This is a genomic window from Flavobacterium sp. T12S277 (assembly GCF_048514875.1).
In the GTDB taxonomy this organism is placed as follows: domain Bacteria; phylum Bacteroidota; class Bacteroidia; order Flavobacteriales; family Flavobacteriaceae; genus Flavobacterium.
On record NZ_JBLYEG010000016.1, the window covers coordinates 26,732 to 44,119 of the forward strand.

13 protein-coding genes are annotated in these 17,388 nt (G+C 33.5%); 8 read left to right on the forward strand and 5 right to left on the reverse strand.

All coding sequences use genetic code 11. The features are described 5' to 3' along the window. Nucleotides 1-1,539: 1,539 nt before the first annotated feature. Complete coding sequence (locus ACN1CN_RS19515; protein WP_419137076.1) at nucleotides 1,540-2,046, reverse strand: Lrp/AsnC family transcriptional regulator; 507 nt, start codon at nucleotides 2,044-2,046, stop codon at nucleotides 1,540-1,542. Nucleotides 2,047-2,186: 140 nt separating this feature from the next. Here ACN1CN_RS19515 and ACN1CN_RS19520 point away from each other — a divergent pair, with 140 nt between their 5' ends. From ACN1CN_RS19520 to ACN1CN_RS19535, 4 genes are all read left to right on the forward strand, one after another. Next, entirely contained in the window at nucleotides 2,187-2,573 is a 387-nt protein-coding gene (locus tag ACN1CN_RS19520; RefSeq protein ID WP_419136961.1) for a hypothetical protein, read from the forward strand. Beyond that, entirely contained in the window at nucleotides 2,552-3,157 is a 606-nt protein-coding gene (locus ACN1CN_RS19525; protein ID WP_419136963.1) for an aminotransferase class V-fold PLP-dependent enzyme, read from the forward strand. The genes ACN1CN_RS19520 and ACN1CN_RS19525 overlap by 22 nt, the downstream gene beginning before the upstream one ends. Nucleotides 3,158-3,179: 22 nt before the next feature. Beyond that, the gene (locus tag ACN1CN_RS19530) at nucleotides 3,180-3,506 is read left to right on the forward strand and encodes a hypothetical protein (RefSeq protein ID WP_419136964.1); all 327 of its coding nucleotides are present in this window, start codon (nucleotides 3,180-3,182) and stop codon (nucleotides 3,504-3,506) included. Nucleotides 3,507-4,316: 810 nt separating this feature from the next. Beyond that, the gene (locus ACN1CN_RS19535; RefSeq protein WP_419136966.1) at nucleotides 4,317-4,922 is read left to right on the forward strand and encodes a hypothetical protein; all 606 of its coding nucleotides are present in this window, start codon (nucleotides 4,317-4,319) and stop codon (nucleotides 4,920-4,922) included. Nucleotides 4,923-5,194: 272 nt separating this feature from the next. Here the strand turns inward: ACN1CN_RS19535 and ACN1CN_RS19540 are convergent, their stop codons facing one another. Next, nucleotides 5,195-5,755 (reverse strand): IS6 family transposase, encoded by a 561-nt coding sequence (locus ACN1CN_RS19540; RefSeq protein ID WP_419136968.1) that lies wholly within the window; start codon nucleotides 5,753-5,755, stop codon nucleotides 5,195-5,197. A gap of 187 nt (nucleotides 5,756-5,942) precedes the next feature. On the opposite strand from ACN1CN_RS19540, the gene ACN1CN_RS19545 reads away from it, so the two are divergent. Next, complete coding sequence (locus tag ACN1CN_RS19545) at nucleotides 5,943-6,233, forward strand: transposase (protein ID WP_419136970.1); 291 nt, start codon at nucleotides 5,943-5,945, stop codon at nucleotides 6,231-6,233. Then, complete coding sequence (locus ACN1CN_RS19550) at nucleotides 6,182-7,105, forward strand: IS3 family transposase (protein ID WP_419136972.1); 924 nt, start codon at nucleotides 6,182-6,184, stop codon at nucleotides 7,103-7,105. The genes ACN1CN_RS19545 and ACN1CN_RS19550 overlap by 52 nt, the downstream gene beginning before the upstream one ends. Before the next feature lie 124 nt (nucleotides 7,106-7,229). Here the strand turns inward: ACN1CN_RS19550 and ACN1CN_RS19555 are convergent, their stop codons facing one another. The 3 genes from ACN1CN_RS19555 to ACN1CN_RS19565 all read right to left on the reverse strand — a co-directional run bounded on the left by ACN1CN_RS19555 (nucleotide 7,230) and on the right by ACN1CN_RS19565 (nucleotide 11,915). Continuing rightward, a complete protein-coding gene (locus ACN1CN_RS19555; RefSeq protein ID WP_419136973.1) occupies nucleotides 7,230-9,647 on the reverse strand; it encodes an ABC transporter permease in 2,418 nt (805 codons plus the stop codon). Between the two features lie 200 nt (nucleotides 9,648-9,847). Then, nucleotides 9,848-10,561, reverse strand: a complete 714-nt coding sequence (locus tag ACN1CN_RS19560) for an ABC transporter ATP-binding protein (protein WP_419136975.1) — start codon at nucleotides 10,559-10,561, stop codon at nucleotides 9,848-9,850. Between the two features lie 688 nt (nucleotides 10,562-11,249). After that, on the reverse strand, nucleotides 11,250-11,915 hold the full coding sequence (locus tag ACN1CN_RS19565) for an IS6 family transposase (protein WP_419136977.1): 666 nt from the start codon (nucleotides 11,913-11,915) through the stop codon (nucleotides 11,250-11,252). A gap of 420 nt (nucleotides 11,916-12,335) precedes the next feature. Here ACN1CN_RS19565 and ACN1CN_RS19570 point away from each other — a divergent pair, with 420 nt between their 5' ends. Together ACN1CN_RS19570 and ACN1CN_RS19575 are read left to right on the forward strand one after the other, a co-directional pair. Beyond that, entirely contained in the window at nucleotides 12,336-16,562 is a 4,227-nt protein-coding gene (locus tag ACN1CN_RS19570) for a DUF6531 domain-containing protein (protein WP_419136979.1), read from the forward strand. Continuing rightward, nucleotides 16,553-17,359 carry an NADAR family protein gene (locus tag ACN1CN_RS19575; RefSeq protein WP_419136981.1) on the forward strand — a complete coding sequence of 269 codons (807 nt, stop codon included), beginning with the start codon at nucleotides 16,553-16,555 and terminating at the stop codon, nucleotides 17,357-17,359. The genes ACN1CN_RS19570 and ACN1CN_RS19575 overlap by 10 nt, the downstream gene beginning before the upstream one ends. Nucleotides 17,360-17,388: the final 29 nt, after the last annotated feature.

Here is a 17,388-nt window from a genome sequence, read left to right on the forward strand (position 1 = left end):
TTGAATAAACTGAATAAATCCTTCTTTGTAGCTTCAACAAATACTTCCTTCTTTATCAAAGTACAATTGATAAAGAGTATAAAAATACCCCCAATTACTCTGGCCTTACCAAACACAATGGCTTAATTTAAAAACACTAAAATCATGTTTTTTTGACATTGCATTTAGAAAATCAATCTATTAAATAGTTGTAAGTATCTATTCTAACTTGGCAATGCAGCTCATTGGTTTTAAAAACTATAGCTATTCCTTTTTTTTATTATTTTAAAACCATATAAATCAGCACCTTCCCTCAATCGGAATCATATAAATCTAAAAGTCCGTAGTAAATATTGCTATATAATGATGCTTGTTTTTATTTTATCAAAAAAAAGTCCACTTATATGTTGTAAAATATTCATAATATTTGAACACCAGTAGATTTAATTTACTCAAACAATACATATAGAATTATTAATTTTACCCCCTCATAAATTACTAGTGAAAATTTATTATACATATTTAAATTATGATTTGAATTACTTATCTTTATATCTTAAATTAATACAATAACGCCATAAACACTTAATAATAAACCACATATCACACAATTATTTTCGTAGATTTGAAACAACTTGAAAAGTTGATCTAACAACTTTTTAATTGTTAGATGTCAGGCAGCGAGAATTAAAATTCTTTTTATTTACTAATATGGACCCCCCAAAATAAAAGTACTACTGCCTGACCTAACAAAACTTCAAAAAACAAAATAAACAAATAAAGCACTTAGACTTTAACTCGTCTGGCATCTAAAATTTTATTTTTTTAGATACCCATTTCTTTACGATCATTCTTAACTTATCAAGAAAATTACAAAACAATGTTTCGTTGTTATTTACTAATCTTGATTTAAAAGCTATTTACGATATTAAAATAAATATGCAGATAACACTCGTTTTAAAGATTTAATACTATCAAAATATTCATTGTATTTTAATGTTTTTATTTTGTTCTCCTTTTGTTTAAAACAAACCAAATTGTTACATATAATCCAAAAGGCCTACTAAAAACATTAATTTATTCGGCAAAAGTATTTGAGTTTGAAGGTTAAAAAAAAATAAACCTGTAGAGATAGTTCTAATATCGATGTAGATATATACCTACCCAGAATTATCTCATTATCTACATTTTTTAAGTTTATTTTTTTTTGTAAATTAGGAAGCTTAAATCATATGAAATGTTTTTCCATTTTGTAAAGTACTTTAGAAAAAGAAATAATTTAATTAAAGTTTTTAAAACAGTAATTATTTAATGTAGATAAATGTTGAGCTACAAATTCTGGTAATACTCAATACAGGTTCCAAATTTAAAATGATCATCAGGTTCATACTAAAACTTTATATGCTTGTAAAGTGCAATAGAAAGCTATAACTTGGCGTAAAGCCATTCTGATTTAAGAAGATTGGGGAAATTTCTTAAAACGATTTTAATTGGGCATGCTCTTTATTAATACAAAATTAAAGAAGAAGAAAATGACACGAAAATTAAGCAAGATTTCTCTCAATAATCTTTCGAATTTTGATTAATTAACACACCTAAATTAATTGGGCGTAAAATATCATTTGTATTTTTTTCGTCTAAGATATTCTTAATAACAAAACTGCTTTTAATGTTGTCAATCATTGTTAATTTTGATATTCTTTTCAAGATGAAATCATTATAATCAGCCATGTCTTTTAAAATTACTTTTAGTATTACATCAAAATCTCCCGCAATAAAATACCCATCCAATACCTCACCAAAGCATTTTATTTCTTTTTCTAATTCTTCAAATAAATTTTCCTGATGCTGCTTTAGTTTGATTTGCATAAAAACCATCAATTTAAAATTTAATTCACTCAGCTTTACTATTACGGAGTAATTTTCAATAATCCCATTCTTTTCCATTTTTCTGATTCGCTCATGAACAGGTGATAGGGAAAGATTTACCTTTTCTGCAATCTGTTTAACAGGCTGTTTGCAATCAATAAGGAGCTCCTTCAGAATTTCATAATCAATTTTATCTATCTTTTTTTCTGTTAAATCATTAAATTTATGTCAAAAACAGCAATTTATGTCGTACATAGCCATAAGCACAGTATTTTTTCCTTATTATTATATCGAAAACAGTATTTATTTCTTTAAACTTGACTTTGCAAAAAAAATAAATGGAAAATTGGTTAAAAACGACGCACGATAGAATTGAGAAAAATTCAACTGCCTTCTTGGGATATCCTCTTGCTAAAGATTTTAATTATGAAAATTTTGCTCCTTTTTTAAATTTGTGCATCAACAATGTTGGAAATCCTGAGTTTCTCTCAACTCTTTCGATAGATACCAAGGAAATTGAATTAAAAGTAATTGCCTTTTTCGCTCAAATTTTAAAAGCCGATTTAGAAAAAGTTTGGGCTTACGTTACCAATGGAGGCACAGAAGGCAACCTCTATGGATTGTATGTTGCTCGAGAAGCATATCCTAATGCTATAGTATACTACAGTGAAAGCACGCATTACAGTGTTAAAAAAAACTCCATTTGCTTCAGCTTTCAGGAGTAGTAATTAGGGCCCAAAAAAATGGAGAAATGGATTATGATGATTTGGAAAGTGTAATTGTCCTACAAAGAGGTAGACCCGCTATCTTTTTTCTTAATATCGGGACAACTATGACAGAGGCTGTTGACAAAATAGATGAAATTAAACGCATAATCAGAAAATACGCTATAAAAAATTACTATATACATTGTGATGCTGCATTTTTAGGTGCGTTTGCACCCTTTGTTAATCAGGGTCCTAATTTTGATTTTTCCCACGGCGTTGACAGTATTGCAATATCAGGTCACAAATTTATTGGAGGGCCAATACCATGCGGTATTGTATTGGTAAAAAGAAATCACAGAAACAGAATAGCAAACTCTGTCTCCTACGTAGATACCATGGATACTACAATCACAAGTTCCAGAAATGGATTAACTCCTTTGTTCTTATGGTATTCTATTGAAAAACATGGTATAGATGGTCTTCGAAAACGAGCTTTAGCTGCTCAAGAATTGGCTAAATACACCGAACATCACCTGAAGGAAATAGGATGTAATGCATGGAGAAACAAAGAAGGACTTACAGTGGTGTTTGATTGTCCCTAAAAAAATTATTACTAAATTTCAGTTGGCAACAGATGGTGAAATTTCACACATTATATGTGTACCGGGAATTTCAAAAGAGCAAATTGATGAATTGATTGATGCTATAAAAGCAGATAAAGCATCCACAACTATGACACTTAATCCTACTTCGGTAGAGATAACGGATTTATTTATTCATCAAAGTAAAGCTACACATTCAACAAATCATACGCTTTTAGCTACATTTTTTCAAATTATTATAATACTGAAATTTCAAATTATCACATATCAAATTCCTTATGATTGTATAGCCATTTTCTCTTCTTTAACTTTTAATATCTACTTAGAAATTAAAATTGAAAAAAAATGAATACTATAAGTCTAATCATAAACATTTCCTGAGCATGGATATTTTTTTTTCTCTTTCTCTTTCAACTTAGTAATTCATTAAACAATGAACTCGAAAATATCCAGGATGTATTTCAAAGAAAAATCTTAAATGTGGAAACTGAAAAAAACATATAAATTAAAACACCCTTTATAAAATAATTATAACCCATCGGTTATTTTTTCATTTTTTAAATTTATTGTTATCCTAAAAATTGTTTTTTACTAAAACTAGTGAGATTCTTAGTTTAATTTATATTACTCATATGTAATATAAATTATTACCGCTTCATTATACGTCTTAAAAATGATGTTTTATTTTATTCTATGAGGTGCCATTACCCAACATCGGACATACCCTCAATCATAATTTATCTCAGATCAGTTATGGTAGGGCCTCCAAGTTATAATCTACTTTTTTATGTAGTACATAAAATCCAGTAACATTCTATCATACTTCTGGTATATTACATCCAATGCAGACCTGAAATGATGTCTCAATGTATCAAATTTACATTGCTTTTTTTTTCAAACAGTTACATTTCCTTCTTGGCAAAACAACCTAAAACCTAATTTAAACACAATAAACCTAGTTTTAATTCTACAAAAATTACATTTAATATTCTACAAATAGTTCTTTGAGTCCGAAGTATTTTTACCAAAAATTAATATATCTACATTATATCTTCATAATTTAAAAAAAAAGAATAAATAGAACTTAGCTCTTTTCTTATAAAATTTAGAATTCAGACTGTAGTATCATATTATTAATACATCCATTTAAAAAAAAAAAATGAAAAAAATTATTATCATCTGGGGATTATTATTTGGTACAATAGTCGGAAATGCTCAGGAAACTGGAAAACATGAAATAAGAATGGGACTTAGTGATGGACTATTTTTAAGTTTTGGAAATGGATTCGCAGACTCTTTTAGTAATGGCATTAGCTCAGGTCTTACGGGGGTTAAATATAAAGACGACGTAAAAACTAAAACTCTTGGTATGTTTGAAATCGGTTATCGTTACAATATAAATGAACGCTTTAAGGTTGGAGCAGATATTAGTTATATGAAAGAAGAAAATACATATGAATTTGTTACCCCTGGTACTACTAACACCCAAAATGAGACTAGAAAAAATCAATATGGCATGTTTTTGGCTACCGCCGAGTTCAGCTATATTAAAACATCATGGATAAATTTCTATGGTTCAGGTGGTATCGGATCAGTAATTAGAAGAAGTAATGATTATGAAGGGGCTTATATAAAGGATGAAGCACATTTTGCCTTTCAGATTAATCCTGTGGGCTTAAGAGTAGGAAAGAAACTCGGTGCATTTGTTGAAATGGGATTAGGTTATAAAGGAATTGCCATCATTGGAGCGAACTACAGATTTTAAAAGAACTATTTAAAATGTAAAAAAATCATTCAAAAAAGTCTTATCTAGAATTGTTATCAGATCTCGATTACACTTGCAATTATCAATGGATGTCACGAAGGTTCTATCGCGTAAAACTGCTGCCTCTAAAAAGCTTTTAAGTTTAAAAATAACAGGGGTTGACTTTTTAATTAAAATTAAACCCTGTTTTCAAAGATAGCTATCTCAGTATTAGTTATTTTTTCTCTCTGCATTTACATGTACACAATCTCAATTCCACCAAAAAATTCTCTTTACATATTCAAAGTTTTTAAACCCAAACCGTTTTGTATCCGCCATTTTATAAAACGATGATCCTTCTCAACAATATTGTTGAGATATTTACATTGACGAATCTTTATATTCGAGAAGGATCGTTTGTTATAAACTCGTATTGCGCTGATATTAGAGCCACTTTTATCTATATTTATTACAGTTGGCCGACAGTTATTATTTATGGCTTTAATTAGGAAGGACTGGGCACTCATTCTTTGTTGTCTTTTGGTCAGAAGAAAATCAACTGTATTACCCAACTTATCAACAGCACGATATAAATAACACCAGATACCTTTTACTTTTATATAAGTTTCATACATCCTCCAGCTCACTCCTACTCTGTTCTTTCTCTTTTTTATCTGAGATTCGATCATTGGGGAAAATTTAAATACCCAACGCTGAATCGTCGCATGATCAATTTCTATTCCACGCATTTTCATTATTTCCTCAACATCTCTATAACTCAATGTAAATCGTAATTTGAAATAAACTGCCTGAAGAATAATAGCTTTGGGATAACAATGCCTTTTAGTATTCATTTAATATTTTTTTGAATTTCTAAAGGTAATAAGTTACACAAATGCGACAAAGCCCTTCAGGAGTTGGAGTTGCCTCCAATTTTGCCACAAAAAGCTAAGGCGGTTTTGAGAAAAGGGGGAACGGCTTGTTTATTTGACACCATAATTCTAAAGATTAAAAGGAATAATACGGTCTAAATTTACAGGTATGAAAAAGACAAGAAAAAAATACACGTTGGGGTTTAAGATTCTTACTACCTCGATGAGCATTCACAGCGGAAAGGTCCTTGAAATGGCCCGGGAGCTTAATATCAGCGTAGATACCCTGCAGCACTGGAAGAAGCTTTACAAAGACGGGAAATTTGCCTCAAAAAAGCCTCCCGCCTCCGACTTTGATAAAAAGGAGCTCATAAAGATGCGCAGGCAGATTAAAGAACTCCAAACGGAATGCGCCATACTAAAAAAGGCTCAAAACATCTTCTCCAAGAACGGCGGGTAAAATATGAGTTTATCAGAGAGCATGCCGCTATTTTTCCCGTTGGGAAGATGTGCAGGGTTTTTCAGGTCGATCCCAGTTGTTACTATAAATGGCTCAAAGGGTTGCCTACCAGCAGAGCCATGCGTAAAGTTTTTAATACATCTGAAATTACCCGAATTTACTACTGGAGCCAGTGCAGATACGGAAGCCCCAGAATTGCCAAAGAACTCTCAGCAATAGGCATTAAGGTATCCAAGGCATTTGTCGCCAAAATAATGATGGAAAACCATCTGCGCAGCATCGCAAAAACGAAATTCAGAAAAACCACGAACTCCTCCCATAGATATCTGACGGCGCAGAACATTCTGCATCAGGATTTCAAGACAGCCCGCTTTAGTGAGGTATGGGTCTCAGACATAACCTATATAGAAATCGACGAAGGATGGCTCTATCTTACCGTGGTAATAGACCTTTTTGACCGCAAAGTCATCGGCTGGTCTTTAAGCGAAAACCAAAAAGCAAAAGAAACCAGCATCAGGGCTTTTAAAAATGCGATAGTTAACCGTCCTTTAGAGAGTAACCAGAAATTACTCTTTCACTCGGACCGGGGTACACAATATGCGTGTCTGTGGTTTGCGTCTCTATTGGAAGGCACCGGTCAGATAACCCGCAGCATGAGCGGAAGGGGAAACTGTTTTGACAATGCTGTGGCCGAGAGTTTTTTCAAAACGCTGAAAACCGAATTAGTCTACCATAACACATATGCCACAAAAGAAAAAGCAAATAATTCTATTTCCGGCTATATAGAAAACTTTTATAACAAACACAGAAGACATTCTGCTCTGGGCAATTTGACAATAGAAGAATTTAATAATCAATGTCGTGTTCATTAAAAAAATAACTGTCTATTGTTTCCAATTGTGTCCACATTGTAGACACAATTATTAATTGAGAACTTTTAATACATAAAAAAACTCCATTATTTCTAATGGAGTTTTTTTACTTTACAAGATTTTCTTATTCATATTTTAAATACTGCAAAACATCAGTTTTTGTAGCTGAATAAGCTCTTGAAAGAACAATTATTAAAGTCAAAACCAATAAAACAATAAACCCTAGAACAAACGGAATGATGCTGATATCAATTCTAAAAGCAAAATTCTCCAGCCATTTGTTCAGTAAATAATAAACCGGAAACAAGGCTATTATAAAGCCAATGATGCAATACAAAATATATTGTTTGGATAATTCTTTTAGTAAAACATTCGTTTCAGCGCCGAGTGTTTTTCTGATTGCGATTTCTTTCATTCGTCTTTGTATGGAGTAAGAAGCCAGTGCGAACAAACCAAAAAGCGCAATTAGAATTACTACAATGTTAAGTAGTGAAAACAAGTTTTTTTGCTTCACATACGATTCATAGGTTCTTGCGTATTCTTTATCAACAAAATCATATTGAAAGGGATATTCGGTATCGACTTTCGACCACAATTTTTCGATATTGGCAATCGTATTTTCCAGATCGTCCCGTTTTAGTTTTACATAAACTTTGTTAATGTTCTGTGTCATACCAAACATTTTGATATTATAAAAAGCAATTGGCGGCACTTTTAATTCAGGGCTTAATAAGTTGAAATCCTGTATAACACCAATTATTTTTATTTTTTGATCTCGAATTATAAGTTCCTTGCCAATAGGATCTTTAAGATTCATTAATTTTAATGCGCTTTCGTTTATGATCACAGAATTTATAGTGTCTGAAGCCAGTTTTCTATCAAAATTTCTGCCCTTAATTATTTTGATGTTCAACATTTCAAACATGCCAAAATCTAATGGAATAATACGTTCTTTAAAAAGTTCATTATTGTATAAAACCCCCGATATAGAATTGTCTAAACCGTCAAACGCAATAAGGCCAGTGGATATTTGTTCAACGCCTTTAATTGTACTGAGCCGCTGTTTTATGATGTTGTATTTGTTGTAAATCTTTTGGGTTGCATTTTCTCCATGGTAATCAATTGATGGAAAATTTAAAGAAACTGAAATTACCTGATCACCTTTAAAACCTAGATCTTTATTTTGTAAAAATTTAATTTGCTGGTAGACGATATTGGAGCCAATAATAAAAAAGGCAGCAATGGCAAACTGAAAAATAAGCATTCCGTTGCGCAGCCAGATACCGTTTTTGCTTCTTCCGTAATTTCCTTTCAAAACTTTAAAAGTTTCGAAATTGGATATATAAATGGCTGGAAATAATCCTGCAGTCAAAATTGTAATGATAAAAATCAATATCAATTGTATGCAAAACTGGCTGGCAAGAAGTACAAGGTTTTTGTTTAAAAAGTTGTTGTAATATGGCAAAGTTAGTTCTACAATTACTAAGGCCAGTAAAATAGAAAAACTCGTGGTTAAAAACGTTTCAAAAAGAAACTGACTAACAATATCTCCTTTTGATGCACCCGAAATTTTACGTACTCCAACTTCTTTCGCCCGCTTTACGGCATTTGCAGTTGCGAGATTGATGTAATTAACAATCGACAAAATGAGAATTAAAAAAGACAAGCCCATCATGATCATTAAAAACTGATAATTTCCCCGCGTTTCAGGATAACCATCTGTTATCGAATGTAATCTGGCTTTTGACAAAGGTTCAAGAACAACCGTAAAATGGCCTACTTTTTTAGCCATAACTTCAGGTGTAAAACCTGCTTCTTTGGAAAGTAGCATAATAAAATCGTGGTTGTAAAGTCTTTCGAGCTTCTGTCTTGTAAGATCAACTTTTGACGGGTCTTTTACTTTTAATAATAACTTTAAAATAAACGGATTTGGCTTCCCCGAAGTTGTTAGTTCCTTCATTTTATTGATGATGGCATTTGGCGCAATCGAAGAATTTCCGGGGATATGATACACAGCACGAACCGAAAAAAGCTGGTCAAAACATTTTATTTGTTTTCCAATGGGGTTTTCATTTCCAAAAATCCTTTCAGCCGTAATATCTGAAATAGCAATGCTTGAATCATCTTTTATGGCTGAAATTGCATCGCCCTGAATAATTTTGAAAGGAAAAAAAGAAAAGAAATTTTGTTCGACACTGATAATTTTATCTACAAATTCCTTTTTTCCCTTGTAAATAATTTTATCCTTTTGATACCAGTTGTCAGCATATAGTGTAGATTCGATATTTGGATCTTCGTCTAAAGCCGGTTTCAGGAATAAGGCGCAATCTGACCCGGCGGGCGTATCGCTTAGTTGAACCAAAACCTGATAAACATTCTTTTTTTCAGGGTTCCAGACATTGTAACTTTGTTCGTCGTTCCAGTAAAGCAGTGCAAAAATTAGCCCAGCAATTCCTATGGACAATCCGAGAATATTCAGGAAAGAGAAAAGCTTGTTGTGCTTTAATTGGTAAATAAATATGTTGATATAATTAAGTATCATAATTTTAATTGAAGTTAATTTGAAAAGCAATAATTTTTTTCCAGTTATTCGTAATTTTAGGCATTGTAAGACATCACTTTTGTTGCCTGATACGCTCTAGTTAGTACAACTAAAAGTACTAAAAACAGTAAAGCACTAAATCCTATAAAACGGATAACGAGAAATTGTAATTCCGTATGCAAAATTCCCTAACCATTTATTTAGTTGTTTAGAGTGGCAGCAAAAACATCGATATTTCTATTATTCACTTTTTCTGAAAGAATAACTCCGTCTTTCATCAAAATGGTTTTTTGGGAGAAAGAAGCATCGTAATCAGAGTGCGTAACCATCAATATTGTCGCTCCGTTGGCGTGCAAATCTGTTAGCAATTCCATTACTTCATTTCTGTTTTTACTGTCCAGATTTCCTGTTGGTTCGTCGGCCACAATAATTTTCGGATCATTGATTAACGCTCTTGCCACGGCCACACGTTGTTGCTGGCCTCCCGAAAGTTGTTGCGGATAATGTTTCAAACGATGTGAAATGCCTAATTTATTGGCGATTTCGTTTACTTTTTTCTTTCTTTCAGATGCTGGAACGTCGTTGTAAATAAGAGGCAATTCGATATTATCAAAAACCGATAATTCATCAATTAGATTAAAATTTTGAAAGATGAAACCGATGTTTTCTTTTCTGGCTTTTGATTTTGCTTTTTCTTTAGTGCCAATCATTTCCTGACCTAACAATTGATAACTTCCTCCAGAAGCACTGTCTAATAAACCAATGATATTTAACAAAGTCGATTTTCCGCTTCCGGATGGTCCCATAATCGAAACAAAATCGCCCTGATTGATGTTTAATGAAATTTCGCTCAATGCATTTGTTTCTATTTCTTCACTTTTAAAAATTTTTGATAGTTTTGTAACGTTGATCATAATTGTTGTTTTAAGATTGATACTTTTAATTTGCTGGGCATAATTATATTAACACATAGAAACATAGATTTTGTAAACTCAAAACAAGCATTTCACTTTTTTAAATACACATAGCATCTATGTGTTAGAAATAAGTTTCTTTCAATCTTCTATTTAGACAAACAAAAAACTATGTTTCTATATGTTAAATATTATATACGAATTACACGCAACGAGTTACTGTTTTTAAATTTTTTATTGCTGATGTAATAGAAACAAATTGAAATTAAGATAATGACAATATAATCGATAATTTTCTATTGTTATTACTTTTACGAGCAATAATGATTCTCATCTTTGGCGATTTGTTAATCTTAATGTGATTTTCGTGCCAAAAATTTAAAAACTGCAACTGCCTTATTTTTACTTTTTTATTTTTTCTAAAAAATTGAAAGTGTTCATTTTTGGACAGCTTTTGTCCAAAACCGAACAAAAATATAAAAAAAGAATGCTTCAATTTTAATCATCGACGATAAGGAAGACATCCTTTTTGCATCAAAAGTCTTCCTGAAAAAGTAATTTTAAGACATTTATACGCTCAATAATCCCAAAAATATTGTTGAATTACTGTCAAAAAACATTTATGTCGCTTTATTAGGTTCTGTCGCATCTGTCAGAATCAAATATAAAAATTTAAGTAATTTATAAGTTAACCCGCCAATTTACAGAATGATTTAAACATCGATATCCCCGGTCCAACCATTTGATTCTTTCTAAGCATATGCACTACTTCAATTCCGCTTAACGTCCGTTTGGCCGATTCAAAACTTTTAAAACCTAATCCGTTTTGGATGCGCCACTTGATGAACCGATGGTCCTGTTCGGCAATATTGTTGAGATATTTACACTGCCGAATTTTAATCTTTGAGAAAGAACGCCTGTTATAAACTTTAATTGCTGCGGTATTAGAACCGCTTTTATCAATATTTATTACTCTTGGCCGGTAGTTATTAATAATTGCTTTAATTAGAAAAGACTGAGCGCTCATTCTTTGTCTTTTTCTGGTCAGAAGGAAGTCAACCGTATTGCCTGATTTATCTACTGCCCTATATAAATAACACCAAATTCCTTTTACTTTAATATACGTCTCATCCATTCTCCAACTCTTCCCCACTCTGGCTTTTCTATTCTTCATCTCTGCCTCAATGAAAGGCATAAACTTATAAACCCAGTGTTGGATCGTGGCATGATCAACAATCACACCCCTAATTTTCATTATTTCTTCAACGTCACGATAGCTAAGTGTAAATCGTAATTTAAAATACACTGCCTGCAGGATTACGTATTTTGAATAACAATGACCTTTGGTATTCATTTTTTATTAGTTTTGAAAAACCAAAGATAAAACTTAATCATAGATGCGACAGAACCTTTAATTTCCCCCTTCAACTTAGTCATTTTTTCTTTTTGCATATCCCGATATCTACTATTAAGTTAGTCTGAAAAACAATAGCTAACAACAATATGTAAGTTTTATCTGAAAACAATACACAATACAAGATAATTGCTTTTTCTCTAATAAATCTTACAAATTAATTTGCTTATTCAAATTACTGTTGTATTTTCGTTCATAACTGTATTTCAAAACCCCTCTTCTTCCTACAAGAAATAAAGTAAAAATAATATGTTCATAATAGAAGCTATGGCCATATAGGATGTTAATTATTTTTAAAGTAGTAGCAATCCAATAGCAAATAGCCAAAGGAATAGCACTTAAACAACATCTAAATTAGCTATGTTATTAACCGATAACCATTTAACCATTGTGGTAGGGATAGACATCCATTTTACCACCTTACCTCCTTTTAATCCGTTTCATCCTTACATAGGTATTGTCATTGATCCTTTTGATTATATTCCGTTTTTAGGTGCCACTGTGCATGTAAATGGTTTTAAACGTGGAAACTCCGATACTAGCGGTATTATAATTCCACTGATGCACATTCCTCTTTTTACACCACCCTGGCTGATGACTCCTATTATTGGCCATGAAAGCATGAACTTTTTTGCTTCTAAAACTGTATTCTCAGACGGTACCCGAATGAGCCCCAAAGGACATATGCTGATGACCTGCAATGATATTGGGATTCCGCTCTCAATGTCTTTAGGAAAAACCAAAGTGGGAAAGAAAATGTTACCGTTTGCCCCAACCCTTTTTGCCCCAACCTCATTTTCATTGCCTATCCCAACGGGGAAACCCGTAATGGTTGGTGGGCCCTATCCTCCCGATTGGGGAGGAGTCCTTACAGGCTTATTAGCTAGTATTGGTTTTAGTACCTTAATGAAAAAAGTTAGGGGACTTGTTAAAAAGATTAACCTTAAAGGATCGAAAACTCCTAAAGGGCTTAAAGATGGACTCCGAAAATGTGTTAATGACCCGGTAAATGTGGTCAATGGCGCGGTGATTTATGAAGGCAGTGATTTTGATCTGGCAAGTCCAATTCCCTTACATTGGAAACGCAGTTGGTATTCAGATTCTCCTTATGTGGGATGGCTCGGTCATGGAACACATAGTGTATACGACAGAGCGGTAGAATTATACACCGAGGACGATGCCTTAGGACTTCGCATGGATGACGGACGACTTGTTGCTTTTCCAATACTGCTACCTGAAGAAGAGTTTTACTTACGTGAAGAAAAAACTACCCTCAAAAGAACTCAGGATGGTTATCAGGCTTACAATCATCAAAGTAAACTCTTTTATGAGTTTACCCATTTTGATAGCAAAAAATACCAGCTTACAAAAATTAGCAATCCAAACGGACTTTGCTTAATTTTCGAATTTACAGCAAACCGTTTGAAAAAAATCATCGATGCTGCAGGCAGAGTGATCAAAGTAAGCACCAAGGACGGATTTATTCAAAAGCTGGAGCTTGTCGGACCGGAACAGGACGAACTTTTAGTAGCGTATGAGTACGATCCCGAAGGTAACATAAGTGCTATTATTGATGCACTGCAAAAACCGACAGCCATTGAATATGAAAATCATTTAATGGTTAAAAAAACCGACCGTAACGGACAAGCTTTTTACTGGGAATATGACACCCAAAACCGCTGTATACACACCTGGGGTGACGGCGGCTGGCAGGAAGGCTGGATGGAATACCACCCCGAGGAAGGTTATAATCTGATAACAGACTCCAACCTAGCTGTAACCACTTATTATTACGAACCAAGCCAGCTGATTACACAAGTAAAAGACCCAATGGGCAACAGTACCTTTTACGATTATACGGAGTTTATGGAACTCTATCGCGAGATTGATCCCGAAGGACGTGTATTAGGCTTTAACTACGATGACAGAGGAAACAAAACCGGCACGGTTTACCCGGATGGTACCGAAGAAATCATGATTTACGATGAGGAAAACCGCCCGTCGATAGCCATAGATCCCGAAGGGAATAAAACCGTTTATTTGTACAAAGAAGATAGAGAGGATCAGCTTAAAACGATTATTGCTCCCGATAAAACCACCACCCACTTTAGTTATCACGATAATGGACTATTGGCGACAGTGACCAAAAACAACAACAAACTCGAACTCATTTATAATGATCAATACAATCTGATAGAATGGCGTGAGAATAACCAAAAACTAAAATCATGGGAGTACGACCATCGCGGGCGCGTACAAGCGATCTACACCCCGATGCAAATGGCCGATTATTTCAGCTACGATGCACTGGACCGGGTAAGACAAATTGTAGAAAAAGACAGCAATGTCATACAGTTTACCTACAACAATTATGACGAAGTCATAGCTCTAAAAGACAATAAAAACAAGATTAAGTTTAGTTATACCCCACTAGGAAGCCTTGCCACACGCGAGCAAAATGGCGTGAAAGTTCGTTTTGATTACGACAAGATGGAACAGTTGCAAGCCATCAAAAACGAAGACAACGAAGTCTACTATTTTACCCGTAACAAAGCCGGAGATATTATAAAAGAAACTGCCTTTGACGGTATGGTCAAAAAATACCAGCGTAATCTCGCAGGAGAAGTGACCAGAATAGATCATGGCAATGGAAAATTTACTGAGTACGAGCAGGATGCATTGGGACGCATCACCAGAGCCGACTACCACGACGGTACCTGGGAAACCTACAGCTACAATAAAAATGGATTGCTCATAGAAGCCGTCAATCAAAACGTAAGTATTTGTTTTGAACGAGATGAAATGGGGCGTATCGTAAAAGAAACCCAGCAACAGCAGCTCGATAAAAAGGATAATGCAATCACGCTTACCGCCACCTATAACAAACAGGGGCAGCGCATAGGCATAAATAGTTCTCTGGGAGCAGAGATCAATACACAGTATAACTCAAATGGGCAGCTCGAGCGTGTCGAAGCCCAAAGTAACGAGCTCAAGGAGAAGCATCAGAAGTGGGAAACCACTTTGAAACGTGATGAGCTGGGAAGAGAGATAGAGCGCTTTGCTACGGGAGGTTTGCACATTAAAACCAGTTACAACAACAACGGAAAACAAAAAGAACAGGAAGTATTTGCCAATGGCAAACGCACTGGATCACGTTATTACAACTGGGATACTAATCAGCAATTGCGGAGCGCGGTAAATCAAATGACTTCCAATATCACCTACTTTGACTATGATGATTTTGGTATTTTGGCCAAAGCCGATTACGATGGTAAAGGACAGCTTTACAAAACCCCGGATGCAGTAGGGAATCTTTACAAAACTCCGGATCGCAGCGATCGTAAATATGGTAAAGGCGGTAAACTGTTACAGGACGAAAAGTACCATTACAAATACGACGAACTGGGGAACCTGATACACAAAAGTTCCAGAAACATCAACGAAGAATTAAAATTCGAAGAACCAACCAACTGGATCGACAAACTGGCGGGCAACAAAACCGAAGAAACCAGATTACAGCAGGAACATGAGCAATGGCAGGACGGAGATACCACCTACAGCTGGCTGGCCAATGGCATGCTCGAGAGCATTACCAACCCCGATGGGAAAACAGTACATTTTGAGTACGATGCCCTGGGCCGACGTACCGCAAAAATTGCAAGCCAAAAAATAAATCGCTATGTTTGGGATGGAAACGTTCTTATTCACGAATGGAAATACGATTTAAAAGATCGTCCTAAATTAATCGCCACTGAGGATGATTTGGTCTTCGATAAACCCGAACCTGTTGAAAACCTGATAACTTGGATATATCAAGAAGGAAGTTTTGTACCAAGTGCCAAGATTATTGGAGAAGAAAAGTTCTCGATCATCAACGATTATATTGGTCGTCCTATTCAAGCTTATTCAGAAGCAGGTGAGCTCGTTTGGGAGACTGATTATGATATTTATGGAGATTTACGCAATCTGAAAGGCGATCGAGATTTTATTCCTTTTAGACAGTTGGGGCAATACGAAGATTTAGAGACAGGATTGTATCACAACAGGTTTAGGTATTACTCTCCTGATACTGGAATATATATTAGTCAGGATCCGATAAAGTATTGGGGTGGATTAAATTTATATTCATTTGTCAAAGATTGTAACCAATATGTTGATATTTTTGGTTGGGAAGACATATGGTTTAGAGCATTAAGTCCAAATGACATGGGTAGCTTAGATTCTGGAGGAAATATTATTCCCAAGGATCCTACAGCAACGAGAAGTGCATATGATCACGTTTTAAATGGATCAACTGATGGCTATAAAGATCAATATATTTCATTAACCAAGGATCGTGGTTTTGCCGAAAGATGGGCAAAAAAATCGGGTACTGATGTTGTTGAGATTGATTTAGATAAAGTATCTAACAATAAAGTTGATTTAAACACACCAGAAGGAAGAAAAAATCATTTAGGAGATGTCAGTAAAAACCCAACAGAAGAGTTAAGAAAAGTAAATAAATTTGCAAAAAATGCTAACGAACTTTTAGTTGAGGGAGAAATTAGTAAAAATGCAATTGTTAAAAGATATACCCCATGCAAATAGATTACTTAAATGAATATTTAGAATATAATGATAGCGATATTGAATTAGAATTCTGTTTAAGAATTAATGCCGAATGGAATGAAGAGAGTTACAATAAACTTTTTAATATTTTGATGTCATTTTTTGAGATTTGTAAAAAAGAAAATGAAATTCCAAAAGAGTTTGATTACTTTTTTACAAACACCATAAATAGAATTATTGGAATTTTATCAAATCCTATTTTTACACAAAACAATCTAATAGACCTCAATAATGAAGATTATAAAAAATTAATTTTAAACAAAATAAATGAGCTAAAAAAAATAAGAATAATTTATGAAAAACGTCTTTTTTTTAAATATTATTTTTTCTATGGATACAATAATCCTTTATCTCAATGGTACAATTCTACTTTTGTAATAGATGATTTGAATTTCAATTCAGCTGAACAATGGATGATGTATTCGAAAGCCAAATTATTTAATGATTATGAAAAAATGAATGAAATCATTAAAGAACCTAATCAAAGTCGTCAACGAAAATTAGGAAGACAAGTGAACGGTTTCAAAGAAGATATATGGATTAAGAAAAGAGAGGAAATTGTACGAATTGGAAATTTGAAAAAATTTACTCAAAATAAAGAATTAAATTTTTTACTAAAAGAAACTAAAAAAATGATCTTAGCAGAAACAAGCCCAGTTGATCTAATATGGGGTATTGGTTTTTCTACAAATGATCTAGAAAGATTCGATAATTCAAAATGGAGAGGCCTCAACTTGCTCGGAAACATTTTAATGGAAATTAGAGAGATAATATAAAAATATAGAATTCAAAAATTAAAAAGGTA